The sequence below is a fragment of the Bacillus sp. FF-1 genome, from assembly GCF_028548245.1.
Classification (GTDB): Bacteria; Bacillota; Bacilli; order Bacillales; family Bacillaceae_G; genus Bacillus_A; species Bacillus_A paranthracis.
Genome location: NZ_JAQQGG010000005.1, coordinates 295,100 through 313,985 on the forward strand (window position 1 = coordinate 295,100; position 18,886 = coordinate 313,985).

Annotated in this window: 14 protein-coding genes; 5 read left to right on the forward strand and 9 right to left on the reverse strand. The window is 34.7% G+C overall.

The genetic code is table 11. The annotated features are described in order from the left end of the window. The first annotated feature begins 61 nt into the window (after positions 1 to 61). Positions 62 to 1,546 carry an MBOAT family O-acyltransferase gene (locus PQF83_RS18860; RefSeq protein WP_000898526.1) on the forward strand — a complete coding sequence of 495 codons (1,485 nt, stop codon included), beginning with the start codon at positions 62 to 64 and terminating at the stop codon, positions 1,544 to 1,546. Positions 1,547 to 1,564: 18 nt separating this feature from the next. Beyond that, positions 1,565 to 2,635 carry a hypothetical protein gene (locus PQF83_RS18865; RefSeq protein ID WP_000278073.1) on the forward strand — a complete coding sequence of 357 codons (1,071 nt, stop codon included), beginning with the start codon at positions 1,565 to 1,567 and terminating at the stop codon, positions 2,633 to 2,635. Positions 2,636 to 2,664: 29 nt separating this feature from the next. Here the strand turns inward: PQF83_RS18865 and PQF83_RS18870 are convergent, their stop codons facing one another. Then, a complete protein-coding gene (locus PQF83_RS18870; RefSeq protein WP_000659619.1) occupies positions 2,665 to 3,537 on the reverse strand; it encodes a TetR/AcrR family transcriptional regulator in 873 nt (290 codons plus the stop codon). 142 nt (positions 3,538 to 3,679) lie between these two features. Here PQF83_RS18870 and PQF83_RS18875 point away from each other — a divergent pair, with 142 nt between their 5' ends. Further along, entirely contained in the window at positions 3,680 to 6,799 is a 3,120-nt protein-coding gene (locus tag PQF83_RS18875; RefSeq protein WP_001033528.1) for an efflux RND transporter permease subunit, read from the forward strand. A 28-nt stretch (positions 6,800 to 6,827) separates the two neighbouring features. On the opposite strand, the gene msrB is transcribed toward PQF83_RS18875, so the two are convergent. After that, on the reverse strand, positions 6,828 to 7,793 hold the full coding sequence (gene msrB, locus PQF83_RS18880; protein ID WP_000261258.1) for a peptide-methionine (R)-S-oxide reductase MsrB: 966 nt from the start codon (positions 7,791 to 7,793) through the stop codon (positions 6,828 to 6,830). Between the two features lie 318 nt (positions 7,794 to 8,111). Between msrB and PQF83_RS18885 the strand changes: the two genes are divergently transcribed. After that, on the forward strand, positions 8,112 to 8,585 hold the full coding sequence (locus PQF83_RS18885; RefSeq protein ID WP_000735636.1) for a hypothetical protein: 474 nt from the start codon (positions 8,112 to 8,114) through the stop codon (positions 8,583 to 8,585). Positions 8,586 to 8,863: 278 nt separating this feature from the next. Here PQF83_RS18885 and PQF83_RS18890 read toward each other — a convergent pair whose 3' ends face one another. From PQF83_RS18890 to lytS, 5 genes are all read right to left on the reverse strand, one after another. Further along, complete coding sequence (locus PQF83_RS18890) at positions 8,864 to 9,898, reverse strand: AI-2E family transporter (protein ID WP_001166015.1); 1,035 nt, start codon at positions 9,896 to 9,898, stop codon at positions 8,864 to 8,866. A gap of 325 nt (positions 9,899 to 10,223) precedes the next feature. Next, positions 10,224 to 10,916, reverse strand: a complete 693-nt coding sequence (lrgB, locus tag PQF83_RS18895; RefSeq protein WP_000168869.1) for an antiholin-like protein LrgB — start codon at positions 10,914 to 10,916, stop codon at positions 10,224 to 10,226. A 34-nt stretch (positions 10,917 to 10,950) separates the two neighbouring features. Continuing rightward, positions 10,951 to 11,382: an antiholin-like murein hydrolase modulator LrgA gene (gene lrgA / locus PQF83_RS18900; RefSeq protein WP_000104902.1), complete on the reverse strand. Its 432-nt coding sequence runs from the start codon at positions 11,380 to 11,382 to the stop codon at positions 10,951 to 10,953. Positions 11,383 to 11,514: 132 nt separating this feature from the next. Beyond that, entirely contained in the window at positions 11,515 to 12,255 is a 741-nt protein-coding gene (locus PQF83_RS18905) for a LytR/AlgR family response regulator transcription factor (protein ID WP_000921833.1), read from the reverse strand. Further along, positions 12,233 to 14,002, reverse strand: coding sequence for a two-component system sensor histidine kinase LytS (gene lytS / locus PQF83_RS18910; protein ID WP_000933579.1), 1,770 nt, complete (start codon positions 14,000 to 14,002; stop codon positions 12,233 to 12,235). Before lytS ends, PQF83_RS18905 begins: the two co-directional genes overlap by 23 nt. A 328-nt stretch (positions 14,003 to 14,330) precedes the next feature. On the opposite strand from lytS, the gene PQF83_RS18915 reads away from it, so the two are divergent. Continuing rightward, positions 14,331 to 15,629 (forward strand): MFS transporter, encoded by a 1,299-nt coding sequence (locus PQF83_RS18915; protein WP_001103431.1) that lies wholly within the window; start codon positions 14,331 to 14,333, stop codon positions 15,627 to 15,629. Positions 15,630 to 15,741: 112 nt separating this feature from the next. Here the strand turns inward: PQF83_RS18915 and PQF83_RS18920 are convergent, their stop codons facing one another. Together PQF83_RS18920 and PQF83_RS18925 are read right to left on the reverse strand one after the other, a co-directional pair. Further along, on the reverse strand, positions 15,742 to 17,310 hold the full coding sequence (locus PQF83_RS18920) for a BCCT family transporter (protein WP_001242461.1): 1,569 nt from the start codon (positions 17,308 to 17,310) through the stop codon (positions 15,742 to 15,744). 363 nt (positions 17,311 to 17,673) lie between these two features. Next, positions 17,674 to 18,744, reverse strand: coding sequence for a nitric oxide synthase oxygenase (locus PQF83_RS18925; protein ID WP_000047608.1), 1,071 nt, complete (start codon positions 18,742 to 18,744; stop codon positions 17,674 to 17,676). Positions 18,745 to 18,886: the final 142 nt, after the last annotated feature.

Below are 18,886 nucleotides of genomic sequence, written 5' to 3' on the forward strand. Positions count from 1 at the left end.
ATCTTGCTCTGTTGTCACGTTTTTTATAGAGTAAGATTTTATTAATGCTGGGGGCTATATTATGCTTTTTAATTCTTTTGAATTTATGCTTTTATTCTTGCCTATAGCAGTAATTGGATATTTCCTATTGCAAAAAGTTAACAAAAATTTCGCGAAACTTTTTTTAGTAGGTATGTCCCTTTACTTTTATGCATATTTTGAGGTGAAATACCTATTGCTAATAGGAGTTTCATTATTTACAAACGCATTTATAGGCCAACAAATTATACAAAAAATCAATCAAAAAACCCGAAAAGTATTTTTAATAGTTGGTTTAGTATTTAACATCTCATTACTGGGATACTTTAAATACTCTGATTTCTTCTTAGATAATATAAATACCCTATTTGGAACTGATGTACCTTTATTAAAGTTATTACTGCCTTTAGGCATTAGTTTTATTACCTTCCAAAAGATAGGTTTTTTAGTAGATTGTTATAAGAGGGAATTAACAAAGTTTAATTTTATTGATTTTTGCTTGTTCGTAACGTTTTTCCCGCAACTTATTGCAGGACCCATTGTCCATCATAGTAAGGTCCTCCCTCAATTTCAAGATGAATCTAAAAGAAGGCCGAATATTGAAAACATTACAAAAGGACTTTACATATTCGGAATTGGTCTTACTAAAAAAGTAGTAATTGCTGATTCACTAGCACAATGGGCTGATTTTGGCTTTAGCAATGTAAATCAACTATCTACGACCGATGCATGGGTTTCATCACTTGCGTATACATTACAACTGTATTTTGATTTTAGTGGATATTGTGATATGGCAATAGGTGCAGCGTTGTTATTCAACATTATACTACCAATTAACTTCTTCTCTCCTTATAAATCTTTAAGTATTCAAGATTTTTGGAGACGTTGGCATATGACATTAGGACGATTTTTCACCCAATATGTATATATTCCATTGGGTGGGAGTCGAAAAGGGCAAATTCGTACTTATTTAAATTTATTTACAATTTTTCTTATAAGTGGAATTTGGCATGGCGCTGGATGGACGTTTGTTATTTGGGGCGTTTTACACGGATTAGCTATTGTAATACATCGATTATTTAAAAACTTAGGTGGAAAAATGCCTAAATTTATTGCTTGGATTTTAACAATGGGATTTGTACATGTAACATGGGTGTTCTTCAGAGCTACTTCTGTAGAAGATGCATTAACTATGTTAAATCGCATGTTCAACGTAAATTACTTACACATCCAAACAGCACTTATTCAATTCCGTCCAGAAACATTAACTGGTGTGTCTATAATGGATAATTTAATTTATTCAATTTGTAATTTATTCCCGTTCCAAGTGACTGGTGATCATTTTAACTTCCAAACTATTTTATACCTAGCAATTGGACTCGCTATTGTATTATTCACAAAAAATTCTATAGAAAAATTAGAATCTTTCCGTCCAAAACCGATTTATGCTCTTGCATTAGCTAGCATGTTTATACTTTCTTTGATGTATTTAAATCGTGTAAGTTCATTCTTATACTTTAATTTCTAATAACCGTAGGTGAAAAATATGTATAAACGTTTTATATGTTGGTTTATTATATTCCTTTTCATTTTATCTGGAATAGTTTGCTCTATTGTTTATAAGCTTGACCCATTGTATGTATATAAATTTAAGAAGAACGATTATTTTTATGCTACTGAACGCTATCAAATGCCTGGACTTATTAAACATATGGATTATGATACCTTATTTGTAGGAACTTCTATGGGAAGAAACTTCCTTGAACCTGACGCTAATAAATTACTTCATACTACCAGCTTTAATGGCTCTCTTCCAGGTTCAACAGCTAGGGAACAAAATATGACAGCCCAGTTAGCTACGCATTCAAAAACTGTTAAAAATATTATTTGGGAGCTTAATTTATATTCATTCTCTGGAAAACCTGAATGGGTATCAGAAGGTGCTTCACCATTTCCAACTTACATGTATGATACAAATAAGTTGAATGATATCCAATATTTAATTAGCCCGTATTCTCGAAAAATAGCATTGCAGAATATGAAGTTAAAACTAGATCCAACAAAATCTCCACAGGATCCCCACTGGCTATACAAATTTGGAGATGACGAGCCAAATTTCTCAGTAGATATAGCTAAAAGGGTTGTTGACGGAACACCTCATCAATCAATCAGCGATGGTTGGTATCATGAACAAATGCTTAAATCTTTTGATTCTAATATTATTGAATTTGTAAAACAAAACCCGGAAGTACAGTTTACATTTTTCTATGCGCCATATCCAGTAACATATCACGTAGTTATGGATAAAAACGACTCAAAGCATACTAAGGAAAATATGTTATTTAAAAAAGAAGTATACACTAAATTAGCACAACTAAAAAATGTAAAACTCTATGATTTCCAAGATCAAAAAGAAGTTACGTATAATCTTTCTAATTATATGTCTGACCAAACGCATTATTACAGATATATAAATGATTGGATTGTAAAACAATTAGCTACAACTGAACCGATTACTAATAAACGAGATTACGAACAAAGATTAACTAACTTCTCTAATGAAATACGGAATTTCGATACTTCTAAGCTAGTGAATTCAGATGAAAGACCTAAATAATAAAAAGGTAACAATGAAAACTATCATTGTTACCTTTTTATATTGTAATAGCCCATAAGCCTCAAACGGAATTCTTTTAAAGTTGGATATGCCTCTAAATTGAACAACATCCCTTGGATAACCGGAATTCTTGGATTTTGCATCCTCATTTCTGCCTCCAAAACATCTAATGTAACAAGCAATTCCTCATCTTCTAATTGATCCGCTAAAGTACGTTTAAACACAATAATTTCTTTTAAAAAATGTTCCTTAACCTGCTCCTTAATAAGCTCTGATTTACAAAGAAATTCTCCAAGCCTTTCTTCATGTAACACAGGTTCTTCTGAAGATTTTACCAATCCATCTACTAAATGATCCACTCTTTTCAAAATAAAAGCCGAGACGTAAGATAAGTCTATTTCTGGCGCTTGTAAAATAATTAGTTCTAAATATCCCCGGCATATGCCTTCTACCATAATGACTAAATCTAATAAATATGGCATAACCTTATCACCATAAATAGACAGTAAACTATTCCGATAAAATGCGTGCGACTCTAACTTCATCCGCATCATAAATTCTTCTACTTCTTTATTAAAAGGAATCGCATTTTCCCTTGCATGCATAATAATAAATTCTTTATGCTTTTGTATATCATTAAACTGGCAATGCAATTGTTTTGCAAATTTTTCACGTGGCAATAACGACTCTTTTTCAATATCCATCATTTTGTTTTGAATCTTGTCATAGTAATATCGAAGTGTCGCTAATAAAAGTTCCTCTTTTGATTTAAAGTATAAATAAAAGGCTCCCTTAGATATGCCACAAGCTGTCACAATTTCCTGCACTGATGTCGCATTTACACCCTTAGTCGCAAATAACTTCATAGCCATCTCTATAATTAAGCGCTCTTTTTCTTTCATATCATGTCTCTCCTAAATTTAATCTCGCATCTTATTATGAATGTATTATACCATCCCTTTTCATTGACGGCTGACCAATCAGTCAGTTATATTATGTATTAGACTGACCAGTTGGTCAATATAATACAAAGGGAGCGCAAACATGAACAAAATTATTAATTTTTCGTTAAAAAATAAGTTCGCAGTTTGGCTACTAACCATTATCGTTACCATTGCAGGTATTTATTCTGGGCTGAATATGAAGCTGGAAACAATTCCTGATATTACAACACCTGTTGTAACAGTAACCACGGTTTATCCTGGTGCTACACCAGAAGAAGTAGCTGATAAAGTTTCAAAACCGATGGAAGAGCAACTGCAAAATTTAAGTGGTGTAAACGTTGTTAGTTCATCATCTTTTCAAAATGCATCTTCCATTCAGGTAGAATATGATTTTGATAAAAATATGGAAAAGGCTGAAACAGAAATAAAAGAAGCTCTCGCAAATGTGAAACTGCCAGAAGGCGTAAAGGACCCGAAAGTTTCACGTGTGAACTTCAATGCCTTTCCTGTAATTTCATTAAGCGTAGCAAGTAAAAATGAATCTTTAGCTACCTTAACTGAAAATGTAGAAAAAAATGTTGTTCCAGGATTAAAAGGACTTGATGGGGTCGCATCTGTTCAAATTTCAGGTCAACAAGTAGATGAAGTACAACTTGTCTTCAAAAAAGATAAGATGAAAGAATTAGGTTTAAGTGAAGATACTGTAAAAAATGTAATTAAAGGATCGGACGTATCTTTACCACTTGGTTTATATACATTTAAAGACACAGAAAAGTCAGTTGTTGTAGATGGAAATATTACAACAATGAAAGCATTAAAAGAATTAAAAATCCCTGCTGTTCCTTCATCAGCAAGCGGTCAAGGTAGTCAAAATGCCGGAGCTGGTACACAAGTGCCGCAAATGAATCCAGCCGCTATGAACAACGGGATTCCGACAGTTACATTAGACGAAATTGCTGATATTAAAGAAGTCGGAAAAGCGGAATCTATTTCTCGAACAAATGGAAAAGAAGCAATTGGAATTCAAATTGTAAAAGCGGCTGACGCGAACACAGTTGATGTTGTAAATGCTGTTAAAGATAAAGTAAAAGAACTTGAGAAAAAATATAAAGACTTAGAGATTATTTCAACATTCGACCAAGGTGCACCTATTGAGAAATCAGTAGAAACAATGCTGAGCAAAGCCATTTTTGGTGCTATTTTTGCGATTGTTATTATTATGCTGTTCCTACGAAATATCCGAACAACATTAATCTCTGTCGTTTCCATACCACTTTCTTTATTAATTGCTGTATTAGTCATAAAGCAAATGGATATTACACTTAACATTATGACGCTTGGAGCAATGACAGTCGCTATCGGGCGCGTTGTGGATGACTCCATTGTTGTTATCGAAAATATTTACCGACGTATGTCGTTATCAGGAGAGAAACTACGCGGGAAAGATTTAATTCGTGAAGCTACAAAAGAAATGTTTATTCCGATTATGTCTTCTACCATTGTAACAATTGCTGTATTTTTACCGCTTGGACTAGTAAAAGGTATGATTGGTGAAATGTTCTTACCATTCGCTTTAACTATCGTCTTCGCTTTATTAGCATCGTTGCTAGTAGCAGTTACAATCGTACCGATGCTAGCTCACTCTTTATTTAAGAAAGAGAGCATGAGAGAAAAAGAAGTACATCATGAAGAAAAACCAAGTAAATTAGCAAATATTTATAAACGCATACTTGCATGGGCTTTAAATCACAAAATTATTACATCAAGTATCGCTATCCTTCTATTAGTTGGTAGTCTTGCACTTGTGCCAATCATTGGTGTAAGTTTCTTACCATCTGAAGAAGAAAAAATGATCATTGCAACGTACAACCCTGAACCAGGTCAAACGTTAGAAGACGTTGAAAAAATTGCAACGAAAGCTGAAAAGCACTTCCAAGATAATAAAGACGTCAAAACAATTCAATTCTCATTAGGTGGCGAAAACCCAATGAGTCCTGGTCAATCAAATCAGGCAATGTTCTTCGTACAATATGATAACGACACGAAAAACTTCGAAAAAGAGAAAGAACAAGTCGTTAAAGATTTACAGAAAATGTCTGGAAAAGGCGAATGGAAAAACCAAGACTTCGGAGCAAGTGGCGGTAGTAACGAAATCAAGTTATACGTTTACGGAGATAGCTCAGAAGACATTAAGCCTGTCGTAAAAGATATTCAAAACATAATGAAGAAAAACAAAGACTTAAAAGATATAGACTCTAGTATTGCAAAAACATACGCAGAATACACTTTAGTCGCAGATCAGGAAAAGCTAAGTAAAATGGGTCTAACGGCTGCACAAATTGGAATGGGACTTTCTAATCAACATGATCGCCCTGTTCTGACAACAATTAAAAAAGACGGTAAAGATATCAATGTATATGTAGAAGCTGAAAAACAAAATTATGAAACAATCGATGACTTAACAAATCGTAAAATTACAACGCCGCTTGGTAGTGAAGTGGCTGTAAAAGATGTGATGACTGTAAAAGAAGGAGAAACTTCGAATACAGTGAAACACCGCGATGGCCGTGTTTATGCGGAAGTAAGTGCAAAACTAACATCTGATGACGTTTCAAAAGCATCCGCCGCGGTTCAAAAAGAAGTAGATAAAATGGATCTTCCTTCTGGCGTAGATGTTTCTATGGGAGGCGTTACAAAAGATATTGAAGAATCATTCAAGCAACTTGGCTTAGCGATGTTAGCTGCGATTGCTATTGTATACTTCGTTCTTGTCGTGACATTTGGCGGTGCTCTTGCACCATTCGCAATTTTATTCTCGCTACCATTTACAATCATTGGAGCCCTTGTTGCCTTATTAATCTCTGGTGAAACGTTAAGTGTCTCTGCAATGATCGGTGCCCTTATGTTAATCGGTATCGTTGTAACAAACGCAATCGTGCTTATCGACCGCGTTATTCATAAAGAAAATGAAGGTCTATCAACACGTGAAGCTTTATTAGAAGCTGGTGCAACACGCCTTCGCCCGATTTTAATGACTGCAATTGCAACAATCGGTGCTCTTATCCCGCTCGCATTAGGATTTGAAGGTAGCGGCTTAATTTCTAAAGGACTTGGTGTAACAGTAATTGGTGGATTAACAAGTTCAACATTATTAACACTTCTTATTGTTCCAATCGTTTATGAAGTATTAAGCAAGTTTAAAAAGAAAAAAGTAAAGTAACAAAAAAATAACCTCGCTAACTGCGAGGTTATTTTTTATTTCCAAACAAGATTAGGAAATCACCATAGCCTTCTTTTTCTAATTCCTCTGTTGGAATAAATCGAAGAGCTGCTGAATTTATACAATAGCGAAGTCCATTTGGTCCTGGACCATCTGGAAATACGTGGCCGAGATGTGAATCTCCTTCCTTACTTCTCACTTCTGTACGCGTCATATTATGACTCACATCCATTTTTTCCTTCACACTAGCTGACATAACTGGCTTCGTAAAACTAGGCCATCCACATCCACTATCAAATTTATCTAGAGAAGTAAACAAAGGTTCACCTGAAACGATATCTACATAAAGACCTTCTTCTTTATGATTCCAATACTCATTTCGAAATGGTGGTTCTGTACCATTTTCCTGTGTTACATAAAATTGCATCTCACTGAGTTTTTCCTTTAAATGAGCATTATCCTTTGGCCAATGTTGCTTAATAAACGCATCTCGCCCTGAGCCCTTACGGTATAACTCGTAGCGGAATTCATTTTTCTTATGATATCCTTGGTGATATTCCTCTGCGGGATAAAACGTAGCAGCTGGCAATATTTTTGTCGCAATCGGCTTTGAAAAGCGCCCACTCCTTGCAAGCTCTTCTTTTGAAGCCTCTGCTTTTTTATGTTGTTCTTCATTATGATAAAAAATCACTGTTTCGTAAGACTGTCCACGGTCATGGAATTGCCCGCCTACATCAGTCGGATCAATTTGTCTCCAATATATATTTAATAACTCCTCATACGGCATTTTATTTGCATCAAATGTAATTTGTACTGCCTCATAATGTCCCGTCGTTTCTGAACATACTTCTTTATATGTTGGATTCTCTTTATGACCACCTGTATAGCCAGAAATAACCTTTATAATTCCTTCCATCTCTTCAAATGGCGAAACCATACACCAGAAGCACCCTCCAGCAAATGTAGCTAATTCTACCTTTTCATTTACAACCATTCTTTCACCCCTATTCTATCTTCTCCTTACAGTATGGCATAAGAAACATCATGTTATAAAAGAAAAAGCATCGAACATCGATGCTTTTTTAATCTGTCTCCTTTGTAACGGACAGTAAAACCTCCAATGATTAAAGTTTGACTTTATTTACGAGGTTTTAAGGAATCTTGAAAATGAAAAGTATTATTTATTAGTAGCAAAATAAATATTTATATATTTGCCTTAAAATCTAATTCTAATAATATGGAATTACAAATACATTTGTTGAAAATAAAATCATAAAGTGTATTAATTTACTTTAAAAGGAGAATTTGTGAAATGAAAAAGTTACTAGTATTACCAGCAATCGCTTTATCTTTAATTGGAACAGGGACAGCTGCAGCATCAGTACCAGAAACGCACATGAATAAAACTCCTGAAGTAACAGAAATTCAGCTAGGAAATGGCGATGATTCAATCATCATGTATTCATCATCAATATTACTAGGGAGTCAAACAGTCTCCTTTGATCATGGCTCTGGGTCCGGTTATTTTTGGAATAAATCTGACGATGACCTTACATTTTGGATTCAAAACACAGGGCCAAGTACTTTACGCTATAAACTTATAAATTCAGCAGGCCATACGCTTTATCAAGAAAGTATAAGTCCAGGGGCGCAAAAAACTCTTTACTTTAGTACTAGTTGGTCAGATTGGGTATCAAGTGGAAAATATACCATCTCTGCATATACTGATCATGGCGGTGTTGATTCATTTAAATTTGCGGCAAGGGCATTTCCAGAAGGGTTTTAAGATCACAAAATATATTTATTTAATTATATATAAATATATATAATTATTAATTAAATTGTCTTTACGTTAATAATAAATAAACCCCCAAATCATGGACACTAAAAAAGTCTATGATTTGGGGGTTTGGTGCATTTTCACGCTCATTCCTCATTAATAATGGAAACGATGATAAAAGTGAGATACAGGAAATGAGCAAAATTATTTTTAATGAAATACAAAGGAGAATTCTTTTGTTAAATTATCCACTTTATAGGGTACAGTTCATTTCTTACTTCACTTTATTTTTTCCCAGCGTCCTTCTCCATTTCATCACTTGTCACATCTAAGACATCTAATAAGAAAATGAAGATTGGAATACCGATAATTAATCCCCATACACCTAAGAAGTGTTCCGAGAAGATTAATACCATAAACGTATAGAAAATTGGTAAGTTTGTTTTTTGTGACATAAACTTCGGATTTAACACGTAACTTTCAAGCGCATGAATGACTGTTACGATAACTAAAATATAAACAACGTACATAATACCGCCGATATTGTAAGCAATCATACAAAGCGGGAATAACGAAATGATAACCCCAGCTACTGGAATTAAACCAAGTAAGAAGATCATTAACGCTAAACCTAATAATTGTGGGAATCCTAATATCCATAATGCAATAACGGATAAAACGCAGTTAACAACTGCAATTAAAAATTGTGCCTCAATTACTTTTCCGAATGAACGTGCAAATTTCTTACCGAAGTACTCGATTTCAGTATAGAAAATTGCAAGTCTGCTCTCTTTAAATTTTGCAGTAAAAGCAACGATACGAGCTTTCTCCAATAAGAAAAATAAACTTAAAATTAAAGAAAGTAACACTTGAAGGCCAAATTTCCCAACATTCGTAATCGATTTATACAAAATGTCAACGCCTTGTCCTACATACTTCGAAAGTTCCATATGATTAACAGCATTAACTGCATACTTAATTAATTCACTGTCCGGTGGGTTTCTTAAAAATACGTTAAATTGATAAATCAATTGTGAAATTTGTATCGTTAATACTGGTAAATATTTAAATAGCGTAATAGCAATTCCACCAATTAACATGACATATAGAAATGCTATAATGAGTTTTCGATTAATGGGCATGAAATGATCTAATTTGCGGGAAATAAACTTTTGGAATCGATCCATTAAATACGTAAGAATAAACGTAATTAAAATTAAATTCAACATACTTTGCAGCCCGTATAACACGAGAGCAAGTATTACTAATACGAGTAACCTCTGAAATCCTTTGCTTTGAAACAGGTTTTTTATTTGCATAATCGACGAGTACTCTCTCCTGTCCTATAAAGTAAAACGTTAATAAGTAGATTTTTCTCTCTTTTCTACTTTTAATTATTCATTCATATTAAGATTTTTATAAGCTCATTATACGCCTACCTTAGCAGATCTATAGTAGCTTACTTCTTATTTTACAATACAATGACCTAATTCAAAACGTATTCTACACAGTATTAATGAAGATTTAAGGAAACTTACATTTTGTCACAATAGGTCTTACCACTACTGTAACATAAAAAGCAAGCTATCAGTAGAAATCTGTCCTACAAATAGCTTGCTTTTCTCATTTTTTAAGTAAGTTTTACTATCCAATGAATGGCATGAACATCGGTATGACAACTACCGTTACAACTCCAACTACTGTTACAGCAATACTTGCCATAGCTGCCTCTACTTCACCCATTTCAATTCCTACTGCCACCCCTAATGCATGACCTGCTGTTCCAAGTGCTAAACCTTTTGCAATTGGATGTTTCACTCTAAATGTTTTTAAGAATAACGCTCCTAATGCGTATACGATGACTGCGTTAAAGATTACTGCAAATGATGTAATTGCTGGTATACCACCAATACTTTCAGAGATTGGTAATGCAATTGCTGTTGTTGCCGCTTGTGGTAACATTGAATTCATTACTGCTGTATCTAGGCCAATTGCTTTTGCAACAATGAACACGACAATTACTGAACAAATAGATCCAACCACGATAGCTGATAAAATTTGCCACCAATATTTTTTCAACTTATCCACTTGTTTATATAATGGAATTGCAAACGCGATTGTTGCTGGCTCTAAGAAAAAGCTAATCATTTTTCCACCAGTATTATATTCTTCGAAAGTAAAGTTACCTACTTTTAAAAAGACAATCCCTAATACCATCGCTACGAATAATGGTGTGAATAAGAAGAACCCTTTTGAATGCTTGAATAATAATGTTCCGATTCCGTATGCGATTAATGAAACGACGATTCCGAAATATGGAGTCATTGTACTTGCCATGTTCATTCCCTCCTAACAATATATACTAAAATGGTTACGCAACTTTTCCGTGTTTGCGTCCTTTATTTACTACTTTCAATTCTTTTGTATCTTCTGTTTCTTTTTTATCTTTTCCTAAAATAAATTGTGCAAATAATCCTGTTACAGCGAGTAAAATAACTGTTGCAACAACAATTACAGTTAAAATTTGTACAAAATATTGTCCCATTACACCAAGAGAATTAATAACCGAAATACCTGATGGGACGAAAAGGAATCCGATAATACCTGTTAAAGCTGTTCCAAGTGATTCAACTTGTTCCAATTTAATAACCTTTAAACATAATAGACTAAATAAAATGACTAACCCGATTACCGATGAAGGCATCGGAATTGGTAAATGTGTTGCAATAATATTAGAAATTAACATAATAGCTGAGAATATGAATGCTTGTGATAAGAAACTATATACTTTTTTCGTACTCATTTTGGCCACCTCTTTCGATTTGGTACCCTTATTGTATAGGATATAACCGCCTTAGTAAGCGTTTACATAACAGAACGTCAAAAATACAGAATCAGTTACAAATATAAAAGGATGAAATACAAAAGCTGCTTCTTAAATACGAAGCAGCTTCTTGAGTTCTTTTGCATATGTACGACTAACAGGTACTTTTGATCCTTCTTTCATAATTAAATTATAAGTAGAATTGAACCACGGCTGGATTTCAGTAATATGATTAATATTTGCAATGAAGCTACGATGTACACGCATAAAACTTGCTTGCGGCAACTTCTTTTCCAAAATCACAAGTGTATCGTGTGTTATATATGTGTCCCTCATTGTTTTTACTGTTACTTTTCCATCCACAAGTCCTACATATATAATATCTTCAATATTCACAAGTACGATTGATTCTTCAATTGGTAATGCTAATTTATGCATATCTGCCGTTACATCTGCCCCTTTTATTTCTTGCTTCGTTTCTATTTGCGACTGCTTTTGTTTTTTATACTTCTTTAATGTTTGTACAATACGTTCTTCATCAAATGGCTTTAAAATATAGTCTAACGCATCTACTTCAAATGCTTGCAACGCGTATTGATCATAGGCAGTCGCAAATACAATGGCAGGTGGATTTTTCATCTTCTTTAATATATTCGCGATTTCAAATCCGTTATCATCAGATAACTGAATATCCAGGAAAACAATATCTGGTTTGTTTTTCATTAGCTCTTCTAATGCGTCCTCTACACAATCAGCCTCACCAATTATCTCAACTTCCTTCGTTCTTTCTAATAAATACTTTAGTTCATCGCGTGCTAACATTTCATCATCAACTACTAGTACTTTTAACAATCTTCTCTTCCTCCCCTACTTTTTTTGGAATAACAAAAGTAATCTCTGTCCCCTCGTTTAATTTACTTTCGATATGAAGCATCGTTTCTTTTCCAAATAGCCCAATAAGACGTTCATTAATATTATATAAAGCTGTTCCAGTCCCTTTCTTGGACGAAACTACCATCTTTCCTAATTGTTCTAAACGTTCTTCCTCAATTCCTTGCCCATTATCTTTTACTTCAAAATGAACCATACCCTCTTTTTCAAAAACATGCACTTCCACTTGGCATACTGGTTGCTTCTTCGGGAAAGCGTGTCGCAATGCATTTTCAACCAATAGTTGAAGAACAAATGGTGGTACTAAAGTTGTCTTTAGCTCTTCCTCAATATACACCTTTACTTCATACTTATTTGGAAACCTTGCTTGTTCTAGCGATAAGTATGCTTGTACATGGTTTAATTCTTGTTCTAGTGGAATCAATAACTGACGTGCCCCTTGTAAATTACAACGGAAATACACACTAAGCTGTAATAATAACTTCCTTGCTTTTTCTACATCTGTTCGGCATAAAGCTGATACTGTATTAATCGCATTAAATAAAAAGTGTGGGTTAATTTGTGCTTGTAATGCCTTTATTTCCGCATCTTGCAATAATTTACTTTGCAACTCAGCTTCCCCTAATTCAAGTTGTGTAGAGAATATTTTTGCTAACCCTTCTGCTAATTCCTCTTCCACACGACTTAACTGGTTAGGGTTTTTGAAATACAGTTTTAATGTCCCTATCGTATTTCCATGTGAAGTTAGTGGAATAACAATCGCCGCTTGCAAAGGGCACCCTTCATGTTGACAATTAATGACCTCACGTGATTTTGCTTTCATTATTTTTCCTGTGTGTAACACTTCTTTCGACAAACCAGTTATTAAACTATGTGAAGGAATATGGTGATCTGATGCTAATCCAACATGAGCTAATATTTTCTCTGTATCTGTTAAGGATACCGCATCAGTTCCTGTAAAGCGGTGAATAATTTGTGCCACATGCTTACACGATTCTTCTGTTAAGCCTTGGCGAAAATACGGTAACGTTTTATCTGCAATACGTAATACCTTATGAGTCTGAAGTGCCTTTGCATTCTCTTCCTGGCGCAAAATAGCTTGTATCATAGAAAGTAAAATAAAACTTCCAAAGCTATTTACAAGGATCATTGGTATCGCAATTGTTTTCACAATACTCATTCCATCCTCTACAATTAATAAGATCATAATCATTTCTAAAGAAACGATAAACACACTTAAAACTGCTGAAAATTTAGGCGTAATTGTACGATTATACTTTTTGAAAATGTATCCAATATAACCTGTTATAACCCCCGCTAAAATTGAAGAGATTGCACAACTTAGTGCAGTCGTCCCGCCAAGCATATAACGGTGAATACCAGCAATTGATCCTACTCCAATTCCAACGATAGGTCCGCCAAGCAATCCACTAATTCCAACACCCATAATACGTGTATTCGCGATTGTGCTCGATGAAGAAACACCCTGTAGCCAATTTTCATTCATAATCGTATTACCCGCTATTTCAATCCCAGTGTAATTGCTTACAATTGTAAACACCGAAAAAATACAAATAAGCTTAAGCTTATCTACATAACCATCTTGCTTATGAAGAAGGCGCCTGAATGTTTTAATATGCGAAAGTAAAAATCCTAAAATAACAATAAGTCCGACGCGTTCAATCATCATAAGTACTAAATTTAGCATCTGTGATTCATTCCTTTTTATAGTAGTTAGTTTTATTATCGGAAAATAGTGAAGTGGGCGTCAAGAAGAATGAAATACCTTTTGCAATATTTTACACATAACAATTCCCTCTTTATTTGACAATCTAATAGAAGAGTGCTAAAAATAAAGTAATATAATACAGTCCTTTAACCCAACCCCGTGAGGTTGAGAAGGAAGTCGGAATACAATATACGTATGTTCTTTTCTAGGAATACGTATGCTTTTTTGGCCTTCTCATCATATCAGGTGAGAAGGCCTTTTGTTATTCTTCCATAGCGACTGTAGAAGAAAATAAGGAGGAATAATGATGAACGTCACTACTGATGTACAATCAACAACAGAGGAGACGAAAGAGAAAAGATATAAAACACTATTTGGGTCTGCGCTAGGATATGCAGCAGAAGGCTTAGATATGTTGCTCTTATCTTTCGTACTCGTCTACATTTTAAAAGAATTTCATTTAAGCCCTGTTGAAGGTGGGAACTTAACTTTAGCTACTACAATAGGAATGCTAATTGGGTCTTATTTATTTGGATTTATTGCTGATTTATTTGGGCGTATCCGTACGATGGCCTTCACAATCTTACTATTTTCACTCGCGACAGCACTTATTTATTTCGCAACAGATTATTGGCAATTATTAATTCTTCGCTTTTTAGTAGGAATGGGAGTTGGTGGTGAATTCGGAATTGGGATGGCCATCGTAACTGAAACATGGTCGAAAGAAATGCGCGCAAAGGCAACATCCGTTGTGGCACTTGGATGGCAATTCGGCGTACTAGTCGCTTCACTCCTACCAGCATTTATCGTTCCACACTTTGGATGGAGAGCCGTTTTCTTATTTGGACTCATTCCCGCACTACTAGCTGTCTATGTCCGAAAAAGTTTAAGTGAACCGAAAATATGGGAACAAAAACAACGATACAAAAAAGAATTGTTACAAAAAGAAGCTGAAGGTAATTTAACAACTACTGAGGCAGAGCAATTAAAACAAATGAAAAAGTTCCCACTTCGAAAGCTATTTGCAAATAAAAAAGTAACGCTAACAACAATTGGTCTTATTATTATGTCATTCATCCAGAACTTCGGATACTATGGAATCTTTACATGGATGCCAACTATTTTGGCGAATAAATATAACTACACATTAGCAAAAGCGAGCGGTTGGATGTTCATCTCTACGATTGGCATGCTCATTGGAATTGCAACTTTTGGTATTCTAGCCGATAAAATTGGTCGCCGTAAAACTTTTACAATCTATTATGTTGGTGGTACTATATACTGTCTCATTTACTTCTTCTTATTCACAGATTCAACATTATTGCTATGGGGAAGTGCATTGCTTGGGTTCTTTGCAAATGGCATGATGGGAGGATTCGGAGCAATTTTAGCTGAAAACTATCCCGCTGAAGCTCGTTCTACAGCAGAAAACTTTATTTTCGGTACTGGACGTGGTTTAGCTGGCTTTGGACCTGTTATTATCGGATTACTTGCTGCAGGTGGTAATGTAATGGGAGCATTATCTCTTATCTTCATTATCTATCCAATCGGTTTAGTTACAATGCTATTATTTGTCCCAGAGACGAAGGATAAAGTATTAGAATAGATTGAAACTACACAGTGTACGATCTTCCTTCAAGAAAGATAGTTATATAAATAGCAAAGAGGAAGCATCTCTAATGAAATGCTTCCTCTTTTGATATAAAATATACAATTATTTATTTTGATCTACTAGCTTTTTGGAACAAGAAAGAAGTTTGCTCTTCTTCTTTTACAATACCTTGTTTTAATGCTAGTTCCCCTGCCACTTTAGGGGCTAGCCATAGCATTGGGAACAACAGAACAGATACTGGGACAGCTGTTACTACGATGAATGATTGCAATGCATTAATACTTCCCTCACCCATGTATAAAAGAATTGCCGCAACTACTCCCATAATAAGCGACCAAAAAATTCGTAAGCTAATTCTAGGATCCCCGTCTCCAGTCACTGCCATCGAAATCGAATAAGCCATTGAATCTCCTGTTGTCACTACAAATAAAATTGTTAATAAAAGAAATGCCGGTCCAATAATATGAGAGAGCGGCAGTTGCTCTGTAATTGCAATCATAGCAGCTGGCATACCAGATGCACTTAATGCGGTCGATATAGAACCAGGATTCATTAACTCATAAAACACACCTGATCCCCCTAGTATAGTAAACCAAAACGTTGTAATAATAGGTGCAATAATTCCAATTGCAACGATGATTTCTCGAATTGTTCTTCCTCTTGAAATGCGGCTCACTAAAATTGCCATCATCGGTCCATATCCAATAAACCATCCCCAGAAAAAGATTGTCCACGATCCTAACCAACCTGTATCACCGCGGTATGTGCTCATTGGAATAAATTCATTTATATAAAATCCAAACGAAGATACAAACGAATCAATAATAAATCCACCTGGTCCACATAATAATACAAATACCATTAATAAAATCGCTAATTTAACATTTAAATCGCTTATAATTTGAATCCCTTTATTAATTCCTGTTACTGCAGATATAGTAGAAACCGCAACTACACAAATAATAATTGCTAATTGAGTAGTAAAAACATCAGGAATATTAAACAATGCTTGTAGGCCATAACTTGCTTGTAAGCCTAAAAATCCGATTGGTCCAATCGTCCCTGCAGCTACCGCAATAATGGCAAATGCATCAATCATTGTTCCAAGCAAACTCTTTCGCAATTTCTCACCAAAAATAGGATATAAAAGCGTTCGAGGTTTTAACGGCATACCTTTATGATAATGCCCATACATCATAACTACCGCACTGATTGTACCTAAAATCGTCCACGCCAGGAAACCCCAGTGCATATAACTTTGTGCTAAAGCAGGCATTACTGCTTCTTTCGTTCCAGCAGATATACCTTCATGTATCGGCGGCACCGTCATCAAGTGGTACATTGGCTCTGCAGCTGCCCAAAAAACGCCACCTCCGGCAAGTAATGTCGACATAATAATAGCAAGCCACTTTGCTGTACTAATCTCAGGTTTTTCTAATCCCCCAAGTTTAACTCTTCCATATTTCGAGAACGCCATACACATTGCAACAATAAATGTACCAATTAATAAAACTTGCCAGAAGGCACCAAAATATTTAATTGAAGCTGCAAAACTGCTATTAATGACTCCCTCTACATAATTTTTATTTAAGAAAACCGCAATTACAAATAATAAAAGCGAACCACCACTAATAAGAAATACAGGCCAATCCGTTTTTCGACTCTTCATCCTCATTTACACTTCCTCCTTCCTCAGCAATCTAAAAAAACAACTTTATTATGTTTTATTGTTTACACCCAAAACACAATGATTATATAAGCATAATAATTTATCTATTTACTACACACTTATGTTGTCCCTAAAAATATGCTAAATCCCTTATTTAAAAGAAAATTTCTATTCCTCTTACATAAAAAAGCAAAATAAAAGACCTTATATTTCTATAAGGTCTTCGAAACAGAAATTTGATTATAACATAAGGAACTTCTTGGTTCAAAAAGCTCCTTCCAAAAATAACCGAGGGTAAAGGCTTCCATTTGCTACGTAACAGTAGTTAAAAAAAATTATATTTTTACAGAAAATGCCCTATACTACAAACTATTTATGAAAAAAATTCGGCTTCAAAATTTCATTCGGATACGGTTTATGATAAATATGAGTGGTAGCTGGAGATAATGGCGGAATGAGCCACACCCAATTGCCCGTTACAACACGACCGGAAGCAGCTTCTTGCTTCTCAAATTGCTGAAATTGTTGCGCCGCAGTATGATGGTCAACAATACTGACTCCTTGTTTTTTAAAGGAATGTAAAACAGCCACGTTTAATTCAACTAATGCCTTATCTTTCCATAACGTACCGTTTCTTGATGTATCCAAATCCATCATTTCCGCAACTGCTGGAAGTAAATTATAGCGATCATGATCCGCTAAGTTACGTGCCCCAATCTCTGTTCCCATATACCATCCATTAAACGGAGCTGCTGTATAGGAAATACCGCCAATTTCTAAGCGCATATCTGAAATCATTGGAACCCCGTACCATTTTACTCCAAGTGACGAAATTGGGTATTCTGGGTGTTCAATTGGCACCTCTTTTACTTCTTCTTTCGGAATTTCTTTATATATCGGCGCTTTTCCATCTATAGAAAACACAAGTGGCAATACATCGAAATTCGTACCTTCTCCTTGCCAGCCAAGTTCTTGACAAAAATCTGTAAACACAGCGGAATGAGAGTCACCAATCACTCCCATTTCTGTTTTATATCCTGCATACCGAATCAATTGGTGATTATAAATTCGTATATTATTTTCTTCACCTTGATATTGCTTAAAAATTGTAATGGTCGGTTTCACTTTTCCGTCGTTCGTTGCATATTGAATATGATGAATTAATGCATTATATACACCTTCCTCATCATTTACTTCACGTGCATCTAATATGTGCATCTTACTCCAAAATAGTCTTCCGATACATCGATTACTATTGCGCCATGCCATTCGCGATCCGTGAACAAGTTCTTCAAATGTATGTTCATACGTCCCCGTCTTCTCTATTTCAACTCGAATTTCTTTCATGCGTTCTTCTATGAATTGTTCTTTATTAAGCTCTTTATAGCAAATCGTAATAAAATGACTCGCTTCCTCTATTAATTGCTTCGTTTTACTCATAAGCGATCTCCTTCTATTTCAACAAAACGTTATTACTTTACAGTATAAGCAAAAAGAATAAGAGTCACAAACGAAAGTCGAAGTGTTACTTTTATTGTACTATCTTTCAGAAAATTAAGAGATTACTATTGACTTTCATGAA